Genomic DNA, 17,597 nt, shown 5'->3' with positions numbered 1-17,597 from the left:
CAACACGATTATTCAATAAAGTGATTAATCGCATCTGGACATTTACCTGCCGGCGCCCTAGCGTCAGATCCACCTACTCAACTAGTTGACCATGTGAGGTCGCGATGCACCCGTTCCGCAAAGCCGTCGAAGACCGCGACGAGAAGGGCATCCAAGCGATGTTGGCCGACGGCGTGGTCTTCACCAGCCCGGTGGCCTTCAAGCCCTATGTCGGCAAACCGATCACCGCCGCGATCCTGCGCGGTGTGTTGCGGATCTTCGAAGACTTCCGCTACGTCCGCGAGATCCACGACCCCGGCGGTCGGAATCACGCCTTCGTGTTCGAGACCGGGATAGCGGGGGCCCCGGGCATGAAGATCACCGGTTGCGACTTCCTGCACTTCGACGACGACGGCCTCATCGACGACTTCATGGTGATGGTGCGGCCGCTTTCGGGCGCGACGGCGCTGTCCGAGGCGATGGGTGCCCAGTTCGATCGCATCCAACGGGAGGCGCTCGAATTGGCCAATCAATCCGGTACCGCGTAAAAGTAATGACCATGCGGATTGGACTGGGCATCAACTATGCCGGCGGCTTCAAGGACGTTGCCGCCGAAGTGGCCGACCTGGAACGCGCCGGATTGGACATTGTCTTTGTCCCCGAGGCGTATTCGTTCGACGCGGTGAGCGCGCTGGGCTACCTGGCGGCGAGCACCGAACGCGTCGGGTTGGCCTCGGGCATCCTGCAGCTCTACACCCGTACCCCCACCCTGACCGCGATGACCGCGGCCGGCCTGGACTACGTCTCCGACGGTCGGTTCACCCTCGGCCTGGGCGCCTCCGGCCCGCAGGTTATCGAGGGCTTCCACGGTGTTCCCTACGATGCCCCGATCGGGCGGACACGTGAGGTCATCGACATCTGCCGCCAGGTGTGGCGCCGTGAGACCGTGCAGCATGAGGGCAAGCACTACACGATCCCGCTGCCCGCCGGCCAGGGCACCGGGCTCGGCAAGCCACTCAAGCTGATCAATAAACCTGTCCGCGAGCGCATTCCGATACTGATTGCCGCGCTGGGGCCCAAGAATGTCGAACTGGCGGCCGAGATTGCCGAGGGCTGGCAGCCGATCTTCTATCTGCCTGAGAAGGCGCGCGACGTGTGGGGGGATGCGCTGGCTGCTGGCCGGGCCAAGCGTGACCCCGACTTGGGTGAGCTCGACATCTATGCCGGCCCCGTTCTGGCCATTGGCGAAAATGTCGAGGCACTAAGGGAATTCGTCAAGCCGCACCTGGCGCTCTACATCGGCGGAATGGGCGCCAAGGGCAAGAACTTCTACCACACCCTGGCCACCAGATACGGCTACGGCCCCCAGGCCGACCGGATTCAAGAGCTCTACCTTGCCGGTGACAAAGACGGCGCCGCCCAGGTCGTGCCCGACGATCTGGTGCGAGACGTCAACCTGATCGGCACCCGTGAGTTCGTCAAGGAACGATTGGCGGCGTTCCGCGAGGCAGGGGTAACCACCCTCAATGTGGCGCCTATCGCCTCCACGACGGGTGAGCGGATCAAGCTGATCGAAACGCTGCGCGAACTCGTTTGATCCGGGGCAAGACCAGATCAGTCTTGCCGGTGACTATCTCGTCGTAACCGCACCGCTCTGGTGACCGCCACTGTCGAGGCGAGCACCGCCATCACGGCAAGAATCACCGCCGAGGCCGCGGAGCCGACGGTGTCCAGGACCAGCGGAAGCGCGAATCCGACGTACGTGACGACGTAGAACACTCCGGTCAGCGCGCCGCGCAGGTGCGGCGGGGCGGCGGCCTCCAGGTCGATCAGTCCTTCCCGCAGGCACAGGCCCGAGGCGCAGCCGAGGACGAACAAGACCGGTAACCCCAGCGCCGGGCTCAGGGCGGGCGGCGCGATCGCGGCCAGCGCGTAGCCGAGCGCGGCCAGCACCGCTCCCGCGGTGCCGGCCCGGGGCCCCCACCGGAGCACGCGGGCCAGTACCTGGACGACGCCGCTGACACCGTTGACGATCAGGGTGGCCGTGCCTGCCGCCATCGGAGCCGCGAGCGCGGTGTGTAGCCGGGTGGGGATGGTGACGAATCCCAATGTCGCCGAGGCGTATACCCATGGTGCGAGTGGCATGGCCCAGCTCAAGGCCCGGCTGATTCCGCGCGCCGCCGGTGCGGCCGCTGCCGCTTGCCCCGTGTCGTGGGCCGTAACCGGCCCGGTCACTTCGGCGCGTCGGGCCGCGCCGACGACGGCGAACGTAGCCAGCACGACGATGGCGGCGGCGACACCGAAGGAGAGCCGGATGCCGGACCGGCCGGACCATACGATGAACCCCCCGGCGAATGGACCGAGGGCGAAGCCGGCCGTCAGTACCGCTCCGGCGGTCGCGGCACCCGCGGGCCCTCTCAGATCCGATGCCCACGCAGTGCACGAGCTGATGGCAAGGCCCACACCGATCCCGACGGTCAGCCGACCCAGCAGCAGAGAACTTGTGTGCTGGGACAACAGCATCACCGCCGTCCCCAGCAGTGCGGCCCCCGACCCCGTCAAGGCCACAGACCGGCGCCCGAGCGCGTCGGACGCGCGTCCGCCGACGAGCAACCCGGGCAGCAGCCCGACCGCATAAATGCCGAAGATCCCGTCGAGGGTGGCCGTGCTGAGGTGCTCGCTGTCACTGATGACCGGCATCAACCCGACGAAGTGATTGGCCACCCAGCCCGTGGTCAGCAGCAGCGTCAACACGCTGACAAACAGCGCCCTGGTCCCCGCCGGCTCCCACCTCGACCGGAGCCTGCCATCGTGGCCGGTGCGCACATTCGACGAGGTCACAAACGCCCTCCCCTCTCCAAATCCACGGTGCGTACCCGGCCGATCGACGATGATAGAACGCGATGTCACCTGGGCAGTTATTCCCGCTGGCGGCGATCGCGCCGCCACGTCGCCGGTTCGGCGCCCGCCTGCAAACGCGGCGATCACCGGTCCGGAGTCCCCTGCGGGGTTTGAAATCAGGCGATTTGGTGTACTGATACCACTACTCGCACCCAGGAAGGCAAATGATGAAGTACATTGCGGCAGCCACGATCGCGATCTCCGTCTTGCTGTCCAGCGCGTGTTCGGCCTCACAGGTCATCAACACCGGCGGCGACACGAAGTGCAAAGATTTCACCACTCAGGACGAGAAGAAGCAGAACGACGAAGTCAGCAAGATGCTCAAAGACAAGAACGGAACCGATCCGAGCAATGTGGAGATCTCCGCAACGCGGCTCTCGGCGATGACGTATTGCCAGACGCTCGGCAAGCCCGACACCAAGATCTCCGAGGCACCGCACGGCTGACGCCTGCCGGCGGTTTCCGATCGGCAGCCGGCTACACGCAATCACGAACTGTTCAGCGGAAATTCGTGACGACCGGGGTTGACGTGGCCGCGACGGCGCGACCGTGCGCGGATCGGCAGTCGGCCCGAGCTCACGCGGATTGGACGCGGTATTCGGGCACGACCACCTGGAGCCTTCAGCCCCTGCGGCAATGTCCTAGGCGGCGCGAGTAGTTCGCGTCAGCAGGCAAGCGGCGGTGAGCAATTGCCAGGTGGTGATCGAGTACACACTTCCGCGTTCCCATGCGCCGTCAGGCAGCAGGGCCGTTTTTGCCGTCGCCGAATTCATCATCAGCATCGCAAGAGAAGAAAAGCCGAGCGTCGCGAGCGCTTTGGAAGCCAAGCGATACCAACGCCGATCGGCGAGTGCGCCGATGGCATTGGGTCCGGTCACGATGGCGGCGTTGCCGCCGACGATCGCGAGCACAGCGCCCTCGATGTGCACCGCGCCGCTGTGCACCGTCCCGATCACGACGTTGCCTACCGCATTCGCGGCGACGGTACCCAAAAACACCCGCGCCCTTCGGTTGTCGGGCACACCCACGATCAGAGATGCTCCGAGCAGGAACAGACTGCCCTGCAGGTAGAACGCCGCATGCATCAAGTAGGCCCGCGCTGGGTAAACCGTCCGTCCGCGAACCGGCCTGCCGCTGGGTAGGCCGAGATCGCTGATGTAGTCGCGTGCATAGCTATAGGTGGGCTCGAAGCCCGCGGCGGCGACGGCCTCGAGGACAAGGTAACCAACGGCCGCCACGACCCAGAGGGCTGCTCCACGTGTGCTGGCCAACTCGGGCCGCTCCTCCCTGGCGGGGCCGGACGAGGGACCACTCGGTGCCCGTCTTTGCCGCCACGCTTTCACGTGGGGCCCGCTTACCCGCACAATAACGCGATGCGTGCAGTGCGGGAGATCTTAGAAGTCGTGACGTATCCGTCGCGCGCCGCTGCGGGTGCCCGCCGATGCCTGTTGAGTGCCGCACTGTTCGTCGCGCTCGTGGGCTGCGGCGGAGCGACGCACAATGCTGGCGCACCGGCGGCGGGCGGCGAGTTCGCCGGCCCGATCGACATCGGCAACGGCCGGCACCTGTATCTGGAGTGCTACGGAAGGGGCAGTCCCACAGTCATTTTAGAGTCGGGATATCACAACTCGTCGGATCCGTGGAGCCAGTCCGACGCCGCTGCGCCTGCAACGGGACCGGCCGTACTGCCGTCTCTCGCGGCGGATCACCGCGTATGCGCGTACGACCGGCCCGGCACTTTGCGCTATCCCGATCCACCCAGCATTACCGACCGCAGTTCGCCGGTCGAGATGCCGCGGAGCGCGCAAGACGTGGTGCAGGATCTGCATGCGCTGCTCGCCGCCGCCCATCTGCCGGGTCCGTACGTATTGGTCGGGCACTCGCTGGGCGGACTGTTCATCCGGCTGTATGCCCAGACTTATCCCGACCAGGTGCGGGCACTGGCGTTCGTCGATGCCTTTCCGGTCGAGATACCGGGCCTGATGGGACCGGACTGGCCGGCCTATCGCCTCGCGTTGGACCAGCCGTTGCCCCAGTTCGCGAATTCGCCGTCGTTTGAGAAAATCGACATCGACAAGAGCGTCGCCCAGGTTGGCGCGGCCCCCGCTTTTCCGCCCATCCCCACCGTCGTGCTGACCAGGACCGAACCGTTTGCGATCCCTGGCAGCGTCTCGCCCGAGCAGGGCGAGCGACTCGAGCAGGCGTGGCGAGAGGCCTCTGCGGATCTGATTGCGCTGCGGCCGCAGACACCGCACATGATCGCGACCGGCAGCGACCACTTCATTCAGGTCCACCAGCCCGACTTGGTCGCGGCGGGTGTGCGTCTGGCGATGCAAAGGTCGGAATCGAACCGCTGATCCGCCGGGCACCGTGCTTCGGTTAAAAGAACGTTCCGGCATGTGGTGCTTCGGGGACCGCGAACAGTTCATCGGCCGCAGCCAGCACCGCTGGATCGTCAGCCCGGGCCAGTCCGGCTGCGGCAAGACTGCGCCAGCTCGTGCCGCCCAGCAGCGCCGCGCCAAGACCCTCGATCCCGACACGGACGTCGGCGCGGTGGGTTGTCGGTTCGGCGCCGGCCCCGGTGATCGTAAAGCTCGTTGAATTCCGTGGCAGCAGTGGGTCGTTCACCGCGATCGTCACCGCTCCGCCGCCGCGGTAGGATCGCGCCGCCAGGGCACGTTCCGCGTCGATGACACGCAGCCACGTTTCGTCGTACACCGCGGTGACCTTCGCCGCGCGGCGATCGACGAACAGCCAGGGTAGCGGGTCGTCGATGGGTCGCATCCAAAACGTCACGCGGTGAACAAGATCCAGGTCGAGCAGGAAACGCAGCAATCCGAAATATGCGTCCGCGCTCGGCGCGAAGAAATCCTCGACCACGATGGTGCGCTGGTCGCTGACAAACCAATCCTCGGTGCCGATCGGGTGGTAGCGGGCGAAACCCGACTCGGCCCCCGGGTGGCCGTGTACAGCGACATACCAAGCCCCCGAACATGATTCGGCGCGGCGCCGTGCGCTCTCCCACCACACCCCGGGGCGGTCGATCGTTCCGGGACGCGGCGGACGATTGGCGTCATAAACCCGGGGCAAAATCTCCCATACTTCGGCGGCACCCAGCAACCGCACCGGACCACCCAGGCCGACCTGCGGGCGAAACGTTGCCCGCGCGCTCGTAACCTCCACGGTTTGGGCGCAACTCGCTACCCCGTAGCCGTACCGCCCATAGATGGTGGCCTCCGACGCGCGCAGCGACGCGACGACCTCACCACGCTCCGCGATGTCGTGAAGCTGGTGCTGGATCAATTCGGTGGCGTAGCCACGTCGGGTGAACGATGGCAACACTGCGATGTGGGTCACGGCGGCGTGGCCGACGGTCGCTCCGCCGGGAAGTGTCAAAGTGCTCGTCACGGCATCCGCGGTGCCGACAAGTTGTCCATCGATGAACGCGCCGAGGGTGCGTCCGGGCTCGAACAGCTTCGTGATCTGGCCGGGCGGCAGCTTCTGCATGGGCGGCAGACCCACCATCGCGGTGCGAAACAATTGAGCTGCGCCGACGAGATCGTCGTCGGTGTCCAGGGCCCGGATCTCGGTGGTCATCCGCCCATCATGTCGTGCCCGGCGCGTGGGGTCACTAGATCGGTGTGATCAACGGGGCGAAGATCGACCGCGATCGCCCGGCACGACGCCACGCTGCAGCCACCGACGACGACTCCGAGTCGTCGCAGAAGCTCTTGGACGCAGTCGAATTGCGCGTACTAACGGATGGGCAGGCCGGTCACCGCCCGCGAAATCACCAACCGCTGAATCTCGCTGGTGCCCTCGAAGATCGTGAAAATCTTTGCGTCGCGGTGCATGCGCTCCACGGGGTAGTCGCGGGTATAGCCGTTGCCGCCCAAGATCTGGATGGCCTCGTCTGTGACATAGACCGCGGCCTCGCTCGCGACCAGCTTGGCCATCGAGCCCTCCGCCGAGTCGAAGTTCTGGTTGTTGCGCGCCATCCAGCCGGCCCGCCACACCAGCAGGCGGGCCGCATCGATGCGGCTCTTCATGTCCGCCAGCTTGAACGCCACCGCCTGGAATTCGCCGATCTTGCGGCCGAATTGCTCACGCTGGCAGGCATAGTCGAGAGCGTACTCGTAGGCGGCCCGCGCCACGCCGACGGCCATCGCCCCGACCGTGGGCCGAGTACGCTCGAAGGTCTTCATGGCCGCCTGACCGCCCGAGGAGGCACCGGACTTGACTCGGGCGATCCGCGCCTCGAACTTCTCCCGGCCGCCGAGGATGGCGTCCTCGGGCAGGCGGACGTTGTCGAGCACCACCTCTGCGGTGTGCGACGCACGGATGCCGTGCTTCTTGAACTTCTGACCCTGCGCCAGACCTTTGGTGTCCGGCCCGATGACGAAGCTGGCTTGGCCGCGGGTGCCGAGTTCAGGATGGACTGAGGCGACCACGATGTGCACGTTGGCGATGCCGCCGTTGGTGGCCCAGGTCTTGGTGCCGTTGAGCACCCACTCATTGGTCGCCTCGTCGAAGCGCGCCCGAGTGCGGATGCCGCCTACGTCAGAACCCGCGTCGGGCTCGGACGAGCAGAAGGCACCGAGCTTGGGCTCGTCGGACGTACCGAACATCTCGGGTAGCCAGCGCCCCAGTTGGTCGGGAGTCCCGTTGCCCGCCAACGCCGCTGCGGCCAGGCCGGTGCCCATGATGGACAGCGCGATGCCGGCGTCACCCCAGAACATCTCCTCGAACGCGGTCAGCATCCCCAGCCCGGTGGGCTCGGCAGCCTGCTGCGCGAAGAAGTCTGGGGAATACAGGCCGACCTTTGCGGCCTCTTGGATCACCGGCCACGGGGTTTCCTCGCGCTCGTCCCATTCGGCCGCGGCCGGACGGATGATGTCGGCGGCGAACTTGTGCACCCAATCGCGCACCTCGATCACGTCGTCGCTGAGTTGCAGTGAAAATGTCACAGCTGTGCTCCTGAAATAGATTGCCGGTTAGCGGTTTCTGTATTGGTTGAGGACGCTGACGGTTTGGTTGACCCACGCCTGGAAGTACCGTCCTTCATCGGTGTTGCCGGGCAGGCGACCGGTCAGCGCTTGCAGCGTCGCGGCATACGACAGCGACCCGATCGCGACGGCCGCGGCCGCTTCGGGATCGGGGATGCTGGTGCGGCCGGACCGATTCAATGCCGCCAGCTCGTCCGCGAAGCGTTGATAGGCGTTGTCGGTGATCACCTGCCACGTCTTTTCGTCGAGATCACCGAGCTCGTCGGGTTCACGCAGCATGACCTTGAGCAGATCCTCGCTCTGTTTGAGGTTGTTCCAGATCAACTGGCCGGCGGTGCGCACGGCCCGCTCAACGCTGCCCGGTTGCCCGGCGTCGTATTCCTCTCTCGCGGCCACGATGCTGTCGATCCGGTGCGCAACCGCCGCTTCGAGAAGCTCGCGCTTGGAGCCGAAGTGCTTGTAGAGCGCGCCCGAGCCGGGCGCCAGGCCCGATTCGCGCTGAATGTCGGCCACCGACGTCGCCGCGTAGCCCTTCTCGGCAAAGAGCCGCAGTGCGGTCGAGAGCAACCGGTCACGTCCTGAGACGAGCATGGTGAGAGAGTACTCACTCACCAACGCTGGGGCAAAATCGGTCGGTTTTGGCACGTGAGGGAGGAGACGGCGATGCCGTTAGCGTTAGATTCTTGCGAAACGCCACTGCGCCTGCCGGACCGGTACTGCTGTGAGGGTTGTACTCAGGTTGGTTGACATAGGATCAGCACCCACTGAAGGAGCCTGACATCCGCGTCCTACCGCGCGTACAGCTGCCCATGCGGGTGCTGTCGCTGCGCACCATCGTCATCGTCGCCGCCATATCGGTGATGACCCTCGTTGTACTGCTGGGCACCTGGGTATGGGTGGGTGTGACCAACGATCAGTACAGCCAGCTCGATCGGCGTCTCGATTCGGTCAGCAGCCTGGGCGACATCAGCAGCCTGCTCAACAACGCGGAGCACACCAATCCGGACCGCCCCGCTCCGGATGGCAACCTGGTGCGCACGGCCCGCATCGGCGGGGTGACCGTGTCGGTGCCCACCAGCATCGTGTTGCCCCGGCTTCCCGATGGCTACGCCAACACCACCATCAACGGCGTGCAGTACCGCGTCCGCACCTTCACCGCGGGGCCCGCCTCGATCGCGCTGGCCGCTCCGTTGGCCGAAGCTCAGCATCGGATCAATGAACTGCACCTGCGGGTGCTGCTGATCTGTGCAAGCGTGATCGGCGGCACCGTCGTCGTGGGCTGGGTGATCTCGTTGATCATGGTCAATCCGTTCCTGCTGCTGGCCCAGCAGGCCCGGGCCATCAACGCCCAGTCGAGCCCCGACGAGGTCCAGGTTCGCGGCGTGCGCGAGGCCGTGGAGATCGCAGAAGCGGTGGAGGGAATGCTGGCCCGCATAGGCAAGGAGCAGCAGCGCACCAGGGCCGCGCTCGAGTCGGCCCGCGACTTTGCGGCGGTCGCCTCCCACGAGCTGCGCACCCCGTTGACCGCGATGCGCACCAACCTGGAGGTGCTGTCCACCCTGGATCTGCCGCTCGAGCAGCGCCACGAGGTCATCGGCGACGTCATTCGCACCCAGAGCCGCATCGAGGCGACGCTGACCGCGCTCGAACGGCTGGCCCAGGGTGAGCTGACGACCGTCGACGATTTCGTCCCGTTCGACATCACCGAACTCTTGGACCGTGCCGCGCATGACGCGCTGCGCATCTATCCCGATGTGGACGTGTCGCTGGTGCCCTCGCCGACCGTGCTGATGATCGGATTGCCCACGGGGCTGCGGCTGGTGATCGACAACGCGATCGCCAATGCCGTCAAACACGGCAATGCCCGCAAAATCCTGCTGGCCGTTGGCAGTTCAGGTGAGGGTGTAGAGATCACGATCGACGACGACGGCACCGGGGTCCCGGAATCCGAACGCGCCACCGTCTTCGAACGGTTCGCCCGGGGCTCGACGGCCTCACGGTCGGGCTCCGGGCTGGGCTTGGCGCTGGTCGCCCAACAGGCCGAATTGCATGGCGGCACAGCGGCATTGCGGAGCAGTCCGCTGGGTGGCACCCGGTTGCTGTTGCGGCTGGCCGGCGATGGGCGTGGTCCGGCGTAGCAGGGGGCTAGTTCTCTTCCGTTGCCAAAGGCGAGTTTCTCGTGGGCGTGCGAAAACAAGCCGGGCACTTACCCGTTCTTCTAGCCGGGCATTAATGAGCGGCGCTGATGCCGAGTGCATGACCGCGATGACCGGGTCGCCGAATCGGCGACCCGGTCATCGCTTCGGCCATTTCGCCAATTACCATCGACTTTCGGTAGCAAACGCGCGACCAAACGCCGTCACGCAACGACTCACTAAACGCGTATAACGCGATCGCGCAAGGGCGACGGAGGTGTATTTGTGACTACCGAGTCTTGAGTTGCCTCTGAGGTCTACACGACTTCTCTTGTTAATCCAATGCTTTCACGCTGGAGACCGGAGTCGGGAAACAAAATTTCCGCGCCCTGAGCCCGGCCAAAACGGAGTGAATACAAGATCAACGAAATCCCATTACACTAAGCCCCCAGCACGGCTGGGTTGAGCGTTCGGAGGGAAATGATGGGTCCTGTCACCTCGGTGCAGTCAGAGGCGGTGCTGGCGTCGGCCGGCGCCGAGTCGGCGATCAGCGCCGAGACCGAGGCAGCGGCTTCGGCTGCCGCGCCTGTCCTGCTGGGAGTGCTGCCGATGGGCGGCGACCCCGACTCTGCCATGTTCGCAGCGGCACTCAACGCCTGCGGCGGCAGCTACCTGGGCGTAGTGTCTGAGCACGCCGCCCAGCGCGGCTTGTTCGCAGGCGCGCAAAGCATCGCCTCGAGCACGTACGTCGTCACGGAGCTCATGCGCAGCTTGACGATGGCAATCGGGGCTTAAGGCCCGGCGACGTAAAAGAGGGGGAAAGTACGCATGGCCGATCCGGGATGGGCTGCGCGTACGCCTGAGGAAAACGACATGCTGCTCAAGGCGGGGGCCGGCGTCATCACTCACCTGGCGAACCAGGCCGCCTGGACCGCCCTGGCTGCCACCCATCACGGCTCCAGCATCGCGTCAACGATCAACACCGTCGCGACGTCGGCGAGTTGGACGGGCTCGGGTTCGTTGGCCTCCGCGGCGAACGCAACTGCGCTGAACGCGTCACTGCATGGGCTGGCCGGCTGGGTCGACGTCAAACCGGCAGTGGTGTCGACCGCGGTCTCGGCGTATCAAATGGCGTACGGCTCTATGCGTCCCGCTCCCGAATGCATCGAGAACCGCACCGAGACCGCCACCGATTACGGCATCAATCCACTGGTTCTCGGCGCACTAACCCCACGCATCACGTCGCTGGAGCTTGAATACTTCGGGTCGATGTGGCCAAACAACTCCGCAGTGGGGGCCAGCTACGGAACGATTCTGACGGCCTTGTCGCAAAGTCTCACCATCCCTCCGCCCATCGCAACCATGGGTGCGTCACCGGCCGCGCCCGCGCAAGCGGCAGCGGCAATTGGCGAATCGGCAGCGGAGCAAGGGGCGGGAGACGGCATGCGCGCCGCCATGCAGGGCGCACAGACCGGGACGCAGGGTGCCGGCCAGGCAGCCTCGGGTGGGCAGGACTTCATGAATCAGGCCAGCACGTTGATGCAGCCGGCGCAGCAACTAATGGGAGCGGTCCCGCAGGTGATGCAGGCTCCGATGCAAGCGATGCAGGCTCCGATGCAGATGATTCAGCCGCTGATGGGCATGTTCGCCAATCCTGGTGCCATGGGCATGGGAGGAGCGACGCCGGCGGTGTCGGCGGTCTCGGCCACCGGACTTTCCGCGGCGGAAGCCGGGGCCGGTGGCGGCGCATCCCTGGGTGGCGCGGGAGTCCCCGCGACCACCTTCACCCGTCCGGTCAGCGCCTTCGAGCCCGCCACCAGTGGTCGGCCGGTAGGGCTGCGGCCGGCCGGCGCATTAGGCGCCGAGGCCATGCGACCGCAGACCACTACGACGGGTGGGGCGCCGGTGGGCGGCATGCCGGTGGGGCACGCGGCGGGCGGCGACCGCGGCCCGCGCGACAAGGCGGACCAACCGGCGACCGTACGAGTCGTCGACGCTCGAGTGTGAACCGACTGGTGAAAGGTGAATCGACAGGTCCAATTAGCCGCCATACACTTCGCGTCATGCCCTCACGGGGGGCGGCCTACCGGAGAAGGAGAATTCCGTGACAATCAAAGTAACACCGCAAATGCTTCGCGATGCTTCCAACGCCATTCACGCGAATATGGAGCACGCGATCGGGATCGGCCAGGGATACGTTGCGAATCAGGAAAACGTGATGAACCCGTCCACCTGGTCCGGTGCGGCGGTGACCGCGTCGCACGCGACGGCCATCGAAATTCAAAACGACTTGAACAAAGTCTTGACCGGCGGCACGCGGCTGGCCGAGGGCCTGACGAAGGCGGCGGCCTTGATGGAAGGCCACGAGGCCGATTCTTCGCATGCTTTCAGCGCGCTATTCGGCGGCCACGGCTCCTGACCACTTACTCATTCGCAATTTCATTAATGGTTTTCTGAAAGGAAATTCTCTATGTCCGACCCGATCACCTATAACCCGGGAGCCGTCGCGGACTTCGCCACCGACGTCGCCTCCCGCGCGGGCCAGCTGCAGTCGATTTTCGACGACACCTCTAACCGCACGCATGCCCTGCAGGAATTTTTCGCCGGCCACGGCGCATCGGGCTTCTTCGAGGCTCAGGCGCAGATGCTGTCCGGGCTGCAGGGACTCATCGACACCATCCGCCAGCACGGGGTGACGACATCCCACGTCCTGGACAACGCGCTGAGCACCGACCAGCACATCGCCGGTCTATTCTGAGCCGCTCGACCACACGAGGACGAGCGAAGGTGGGGCAGATGCGCCGAGCGTGTGTGCCCCACCCTTCGTCTGACATCCACCGGTCGGCGGACTCACTCATCGAGGGCGAGGCCACATGCTGACCACGACGGTCGACGGCTTATGGGTGTTACAAGCGGTCACCGGGGTGGAGCAAACCTGTCCTGAATTGGGGCTGCGGCCGATGCTGCCGCGTTTGGACACCCCGGAGCGCGCAAGGGACCACCCCGCGGCGGCCGAATTGGTGGCCGCCGGGGCGCTCGATGAGGCTGGCCACGTCGACCCGATGATTCGTGAGTGGCTGACGGTGCTGTTGCGGCGAGACCTCGCGCTGCTGGTGATGATCGGTGTTCCGGGTCGCGAGCCGACGCGTGCGTCGATTTGCCGCTTCGCGACGTGGTGGGTGGTGCTGGAGCGCCACGGTGACGTGGTGCGCTTGTATCCCGCCGGCACGGCCGGCAACGAAGCGTCGGCCAGCGATCTGCTTGTCGGACAGATCGAGAGGCTGTGCGGCGTGGCCGAGGCGGCGCCGCTGAAGCCGGTCACATTGGATACCGAGCAGTTACTGAACTCAGTCCGCGACACCGCCAGCCTGCGATCGTTCCTGCTAGAACAGCGCCTCGACGCCGATCAGCTGCAGCTGGTCCTGACGGCCGCCGACCCCGCACGGTCCGCGCACGCGAACATCGTTGGGCTCCAGGCCGGTGTCGGGCCGGACGAACTGGCGCGAATAGCCGTCGGCGAGTCGACGGTATCCATCGTCGACACCCCGGCGGGACGGATCTGCATCGAAAGCGTCACCTCGGGGCAGCGCCAATACCAGATACTCTCGCCCGGCTCGCGCACGGACATCGGCGGCGCTATTCAACGGCTCATCCGCCGATTGCCGGCCGGCGAGGAGTGGCACTCGTATCGGCGAGTCGTGTGATCCAGCGCTTTGCTATCGGCGGCCAACCGTAAGGGCGCAGCGCAAGCAAACTGACGAAAGTCACTTAGATAACCAAAGTCTTGGAATAGCAATGTCTGTCGTACTTGGAAGGATTTGAACGGGGTAAACGCGGTATCGAAGACCGTGTTAGCATCGCGTCGTGACGAGCCCCTGGAATGACCCGAATATGTCGGACGAAGGCGCGCTCAGGCGGGGGGAACCGTCAAGGGCCAGCAACTTCCCTGATTCGGTATCCGACACTATGCGTATTACCGATCTGGCCGCGCCGCGAAAAATTCCACCGGGGTCCGGCTGGCGGAAATTCATCTACTCCATATCCTTTCATAAAATAAATCCCGGTGAATCTCCTCGTGAGCGGCACTACCGGGATTTGCAAAATCGCATCCGGCGGCATATTCGACGGCAATACGTCATTACGGTCGTCTCCGGCAAGGGCGGGGTGGGCGTCACGACGCTTGTCGCCTGCCTCGGGGGTGTCTTCCGGGAATGCCGGCCGCAGAACGTGATTGCGATCGACGCCGTCCCGGGTTTCGGGACACTGGCCGACCGCATCGACGAGTCCCCGCCCGGGGATTACACCGCAATCATCAACGACACCGATGTCCAGGGTTACGCGGATATTCGAGAACATCTGGGACAGAACGTCATCGGCCTTGACGTCCTGGCCGGCAACCGGACTTCCGACCAACCCAGGCCGTTGGTGCCTGCGATGTTCTCCGGGGTGCTGTCGCGCCTGCGGCGCACCCACACGGTGATGATCGTCGACACTTCTCCAGACCTCGAACACGAGGTGATGAAGCCGGTATTGGAAAACACCGACACCCTCGTTTTCGTCTCCGGTATCACCGCGGACCGGTCACGCCCGGTGCTGCGCGCGGTGGACTACCTGCGTTCGCAGGGTTACCACGAGTTGGTATCGCGCAGCACCGTGATTGTGAACCACACGGACCAGATCACCGATAAGGACGCGTTGGCCTACTTGACCGAGCGGTTCACCAAAGTTGGGGCGACCGTCGAGGTGCTGCCGTTTGATCCCCACCTCGCCAAAGGCGGCATCATCGATACGGTTCACGAATTGAAAAAGAAGTCGCGACTGCGCCTCTTTGAAATCACCGCGGGGCTGGCGGACAAATATATTCCTGACGCCGAGCGGTCGATGCCGTGACAGCGCCGCATAAGGTCGCCTTCCCGGCGCGTTGTGCGGTCAATATTTCTTACGAGAAGCATCTGTGTTCGCAGGTTTTCCCGGCCGCGATCCCGATGGAGGGATTCTTCGAGGGAATGGTGGAGCTGTTCGATGCCGACCTGAAGCGCAAAGGCTTCGACGGTATCGCACTGCCCGCGGGCAGCTATGAACTGCACAAGATCAACGGGGTTCGGCTCGACATCAATAAGAGCCTCGACGAGCTGGGCGTCCAGGACGGCGACACCCTGGTTCTGGTGCCCCGCGTCGACGGTGAATCCTTTGAACCGCAATACGAGTCGCTGTCAACGGGGTTGGCGGCCATGGGTAAATGGCTGGGTCGCGACGGCGGGGATCGGATGTTCGCGCCGGTAACCCCGTTGACCGCCGCGCACACCGCGGTCGCCGTGATCGCGATGGCCGTCGGTGTGGCCGTGGCCCTGGCGCTTCGGGCACGGACTTTCACCGACGGACCGATGCCGGCTGCGGTGGCGGGCGCCGTGGGCGCCTTGCTGCTAATGGCCACGTTGGTCGTACGAAGCGGTTGGCGGGGCCGGCGGGACCTGTTCAGTGGATTCGCATGGCTGGCGGTGTTGTCGTTGGCTACCGCCGGCGCGTGCGCGCCCCCGGGCATGCTGAGCGCCGCCCATGGACTGATTGGTGCCGTCGTGGTGATCCTGGGCGCCATCGCCATCGGGGTGACCGCGCGAAACCGTTGGCAGACAGCGGTGGTCACCGCGGTGGTGACCGTGTGCGGGATCCTGGCCGTCGTCGCCGCCGTCCGCATGTTCCGGCCGGCTTCGGCTCAGGTGCTGGCGGTCTGCGTGCTGGTCGGACTGCTCGTCCTGGTCCGGATGGCCCCACTGATCGCGTTGTGGGTGGCGCGGGTCAGACCGCCGCACTTCGGATCGATCACCGGCCGGGACCTGTTCGCGCGGCGGGAGGGAATGCCCGTCGATACCGTGGCTCCGGTCAGTGAGGACGAATCCGAGGACGAGGACAACGAACTGACCGACATCACGGCGCGCGGCGCCGCGATCGCCGCGTCGGCACGGCTGGTCAATGCGGTCCAGGTGGGCCTTTGCGTCGGGGTGTCGATAGTGCTGCCCGCCGCGGTATGGGGCGTGTTGACACCGGGCCGCCAGTGGGCGTGGTTGGCGCTGGTGGTCGCCGGGCTCGTCGTGGGCATCTTCCTCACCCAGGGGCGCGGATTCGCCGCCAAATATCAGGCGATCGCGCTCGTGTGTGGGGCGTCGGCCGCGGTGTGCGCGGGCGTGGTCAAATACGCCGTCGCCGCCCCGAAAGACGCCCTGACGGGGCTGATGTGGCCGGTGGTGGCCGTGACGATGTTCGCCGCACTGGGTTTGGCCGCAGCACTTTTGGTACCGACCATGAGGTTTCGGCCATTCATCCGGTTGACGGTGGAATGGGTGGAGGTGCTCGCGTTCATCGTCTTGCTACCAGCCGCGGCGGCCTTGGGAGGGCTTTTCACGTGGATTCGCCACTGAAAAGGGCCGCGGCGGTGACCGCCGCCTTCGCCCTGGTCGCGATGTCAGCCAATATCCCTGCCGCATTTGCCATTACGCCACCCTCGGTGGATCCGGGGATGGTTCCGCCGGATGGGCCGCCAAGGCCGGACCAGCCGATGCGCCGCGCCAACAGCTGCTCGACCCCGATCACCGTGAGAAACCCCGATGTGGCGCAAATGGCCCCGGGTATCAACATGCTGAACATCAGCAGGGCGTGGCAATACAGCACCGGTAACGGTGTGCCCGTGGCGGTGATCGACACGGGAGTGTCGCCGAACCCGCGGCTACCGGTGGTACCCGGTGGCGATTACATCATGGGCGAGGACGGCCTGTCGGACTGTGACGCCCACGGCACGATCGTCAGCTCGATCATCGGCGCTGCACCACAAGGGATTCTGCCGATGCCACGGCCGATGCCCGCCACGCCGGCATTTCCTCCGCCGGCCGGTCCGCCGCCGGCCGCCGGCGCACCGCCCCCACCGGTCGAGGTACCACCCCCGCTGGCGTCAACCGCGCCCACCGATAGGACGTAATCGGAAAACCACGACGGCGCCGAGACGATCTTGACCTGATGCCAGTCCCGGGGATCCGATGGGTCAAGTGGGTCGTACATCGGATTGTTGTTACACCCGGCTTCCCCATCGTTGCCTGCGGCCGCGACGATCACCGCATCCTTCGTGGTCGACGCGTACCACAGCGCCGCACCCAACGCTCGCTGATCGGCCGGGGAGGCGGCGGGCAGGCAGGCGGTGACCGAAACGTTGATCACCTTGGCCCCCATGTTCGCGGCGTGAACCACCGCGCGCGCAACCGAATTCAGCGTTCCGGCCTTCACCTTCTCGTCGGAGTACGGGTCTGCCGGCGGCGGATTGACCGGTTCGAAGGCGCGTGACGATTGCCGGATCGAGATGATGGTCGCGTGCGGCGCCACCCCCACCACCCCGTCGGGTGCTCCCGGGGGAAGGGGCGGTACCGCGGGTTCGTCCTCGGTTTGTGGATCGGCGGGGCCGTTCGACGCGGCGGTGGCGCCGCCGCCCTCCGGCGGCGGGGGCGGCGGCGGTGGTGGCGGCGGCGGGGAGCGGATGTTCGCGCGGCTGACCCCCTCCGGCGCGCTCACCGAGGTCGCCGTGATCGCGATG

18 protein-coding genes and 1 pseudogene are annotated in these 17,597 nt (G+C 65.6%); 12 read left to right on the top strand and 7 right to left on the bottom strand.

All coding sequences use genetic code 11. The annotated features are described in order from the left end of the window. Positions 1-104 precede the first annotated feature (104 nt). Positions 105-527: a nuclear transport factor 2 family protein gene (locus A5686_RS18180; RefSeq protein WP_067937190.1), complete on the top strand. Its 423-nt coding sequence runs from the start codon at positions 105-107 to the stop codon at positions 525-527. A gap of 11 nt (positions 528-538) precedes the next feature. Beyond that, the gene (locus tag A5686_RS18175; RefSeq protein WP_067937263.1) at positions 539-1,576 is read left to right on the top strand and encodes an LLM class F420-dependent oxidoreductase; all 1,038 of its coding nucleotides are present in this window, start codon (positions 539-541) and stop codon (positions 1,574-1,576) included. 17 nt (positions 1,577-1,593) lie between these two features. Here A5686_RS18175 and A5686_RS18170 read toward each other — a convergent pair whose 3' ends face one another. Beyond that, entirely contained in the window at positions 1,594-2,820 is a 1,227-nt protein-coding gene (locus A5686_RS18170) for an MFS transporter (protein WP_067937188.1), read from the bottom strand. Between the two features lie 224 nt (positions 2,821-3,044). On the opposite strand from A5686_RS18170, the gene A5686_RS18165 reads away from it, so the two are divergent. After that, a complete protein-coding gene (locus tag A5686_RS18165; RefSeq protein WP_067937186.1) occupies positions 3,045-3,326 on the top strand; it encodes a hypothetical protein in 282 nt (93 codons plus the stop codon). Positions 3,327-3,521: 195 nt separating this feature from the next. On the opposite strand, the gene A5686_RS18160 is transcribed toward A5686_RS18165, so the two are convergent. Next, positions 3,522-4,151, bottom strand: a complete 630-nt coding sequence (locus A5686_RS18160) for a DUF998 domain-containing protein (RefSeq protein ID WP_067937184.1) — start codon at positions 4,149-4,151, stop codon at positions 3,522-3,524. 102 nt (positions 4,152-4,253) lie between these two features. Between A5686_RS18160 and A5686_RS18155 the strand changes: the two genes are divergently transcribed. After that, positions 4,254-5,237 (top strand): alpha/beta fold hydrolase, encoded by a 984-nt coding sequence (locus A5686_RS18155; protein WP_082947695.1) that lies wholly within the window; start codon positions 4,254-4,256, stop codon positions 5,235-5,237. 22 nt (positions 5,238-5,259) lie between these two features. Here the strand turns inward: A5686_RS18155 and A5686_RS18150 are convergent, their stop codons facing one another. From A5686_RS18150 to A5686_RS18140, 3 genes are all read right to left on the bottom strand, one after another. Further along, positions 5,260-6,477 (bottom strand): GNAT family N-acetyltransferase, encoded by a 1,218-nt coding sequence (locus A5686_RS18150; RefSeq protein WP_067937179.1) that lies wholly within the window; start codon positions 6,475-6,477, stop codon positions 5,260-5,262. Positions 6,478-6,635: 158 nt separating this feature from the next. Beyond that, complete coding sequence (locus A5686_RS18145) at positions 6,636-7,847, bottom strand: acyl-CoA dehydrogenase family protein (protein WP_067937177.1); 1,212 nt, start codon at positions 7,845-7,847, stop codon at positions 6,636-6,638. Between the two features lie 27 nt (positions 7,848-7,874). Further along, positions 7,875-8,477 carry a TetR/AcrR family transcriptional regulator gene (locus tag A5686_RS18140; RefSeq protein ID WP_067937175.1) on the bottom strand — a complete coding sequence of 201 codons (603 nt, stop codon included), beginning with the start codon at positions 8,475-8,477 and terminating at the stop codon, positions 7,875-7,877. A 218-nt stretch (positions 8,478-8,695) separates the two neighbouring features. Here A5686_RS18140 and A5686_RS18135 point away from each other — a divergent pair, with 218 nt between their 5' ends. From A5686_RS18135 to eccD, 8 genes are all read left to right on the top strand, one after another. Then, on the top strand, positions 8,696-10,024 hold the full coding sequence (locus tag A5686_RS18135) for a HAMP domain-containing sensor histidine kinase (protein ID WP_067937173.1): 1,329 nt from the start codon (positions 8,696-8,698) through the stop codon (positions 10,022-10,024). Between the two features lie 480 nt (positions 10,025-10,504). Further along, complete coding sequence (locus A5686_RS18130) at positions 10,505-10,816, top strand: PE domain-containing protein (protein WP_067937261.1); 312 nt, start codon at positions 10,505-10,507, stop codon at positions 10,814-10,816. A 33-nt stretch (positions 10,817-10,849) separates the two neighbouring features. After that, complete coding sequence (locus A5686_RS18125) at positions 10,850-12,028, top strand: PPE family protein (RefSeq protein WP_067937171.1); 1,179 nt, start codon at positions 10,850-10,852, stop codon at positions 12,026-12,028. 97 nt (positions 12,029-12,125) lie between these two features. Next, on the top strand, positions 12,126-12,440 hold the full coding sequence (locus tag A5686_RS18120) for a WXG100 family type VII secretion target (RefSeq protein ID WP_067937169.1): 315 nt from the start codon (positions 12,126-12,128) through the stop codon (positions 12,438-12,440). Positions 12,441-12,491: 51 nt separating this feature from the next. Continuing rightward, entirely contained in the window at positions 12,492-12,779 is a 288-nt protein-coding gene (locus A5686_RS18115; protein ID WP_007771836.1) for a WXG100 family type VII secretion target, read from the top strand. A 115-nt stretch (positions 12,780-12,894) separates the two neighbouring features. Next, positions 12,895-13,725 carry an ESX secretion-associated protein EspG gene (locus A5686_RS18110; protein WP_067937167.1) on the top strand — a complete coding sequence of 277 codons (831 nt, stop codon included), beginning with the start codon at positions 12,895-12,897 and terminating at the stop codon, positions 13,723-13,725. Positions 13,726-13,885: 160 nt separating this feature from the next. Beyond that, positions 13,886-14,911, top strand: a complete 1,026-nt coding sequence (locus tag A5686_RS18105; RefSeq protein ID WP_156750131.1) for a MinD/ParA family protein — start codon at positions 13,886-13,888, stop codon at positions 14,909-14,911. Then, complete coding sequence (eccD, locus tag A5686_RS18100) at positions 14,908-16,437, top strand: type VII secretion integral membrane protein EccD (protein WP_082947694.1); 1,530 nt, start codon at positions 14,908-14,910, stop codon at positions 16,435-16,437. Before A5686_RS18105 ends, eccD begins: the two co-directional genes overlap by 4 nt. Here eccD and A5686_RS28445 read toward each other — a convergent pair. Both A5686_RS28445 and A5686_RS18090 read right to left on the bottom strand, forming a co-directional pair. Next, the gene (locus A5686_RS28445) at positions 16,418-16,720 is read right to left on the bottom strand and encodes a hypothetical protein (protein WP_067937163.1); all 303 of its coding nucleotides are present in this window, start codon (positions 16,718-16,720) and stop codon (positions 16,418-16,420) included. The genes eccD and A5686_RS28445 overlap by 20 nt on opposite strands. Positions 16,721-16,891: 171 nt before the next feature. After that, positions 16,892-17,597: pseudogene (locus A5686_RS18090) on the bottom strand (S8 family serine peptidase); the annotation flags it as partial.

The organism is Mycobacterium sp. E2479 (assembly GCF_001667925.1).
Classification (GTDB): Bacteria; Actinomycetota; Actinomycetes; order Mycobacteriales; family Mycobacteriaceae; genus Mycobacterium.
This window is presented reverse-complemented; position numbering and strand designations above follow the sequence as displayed.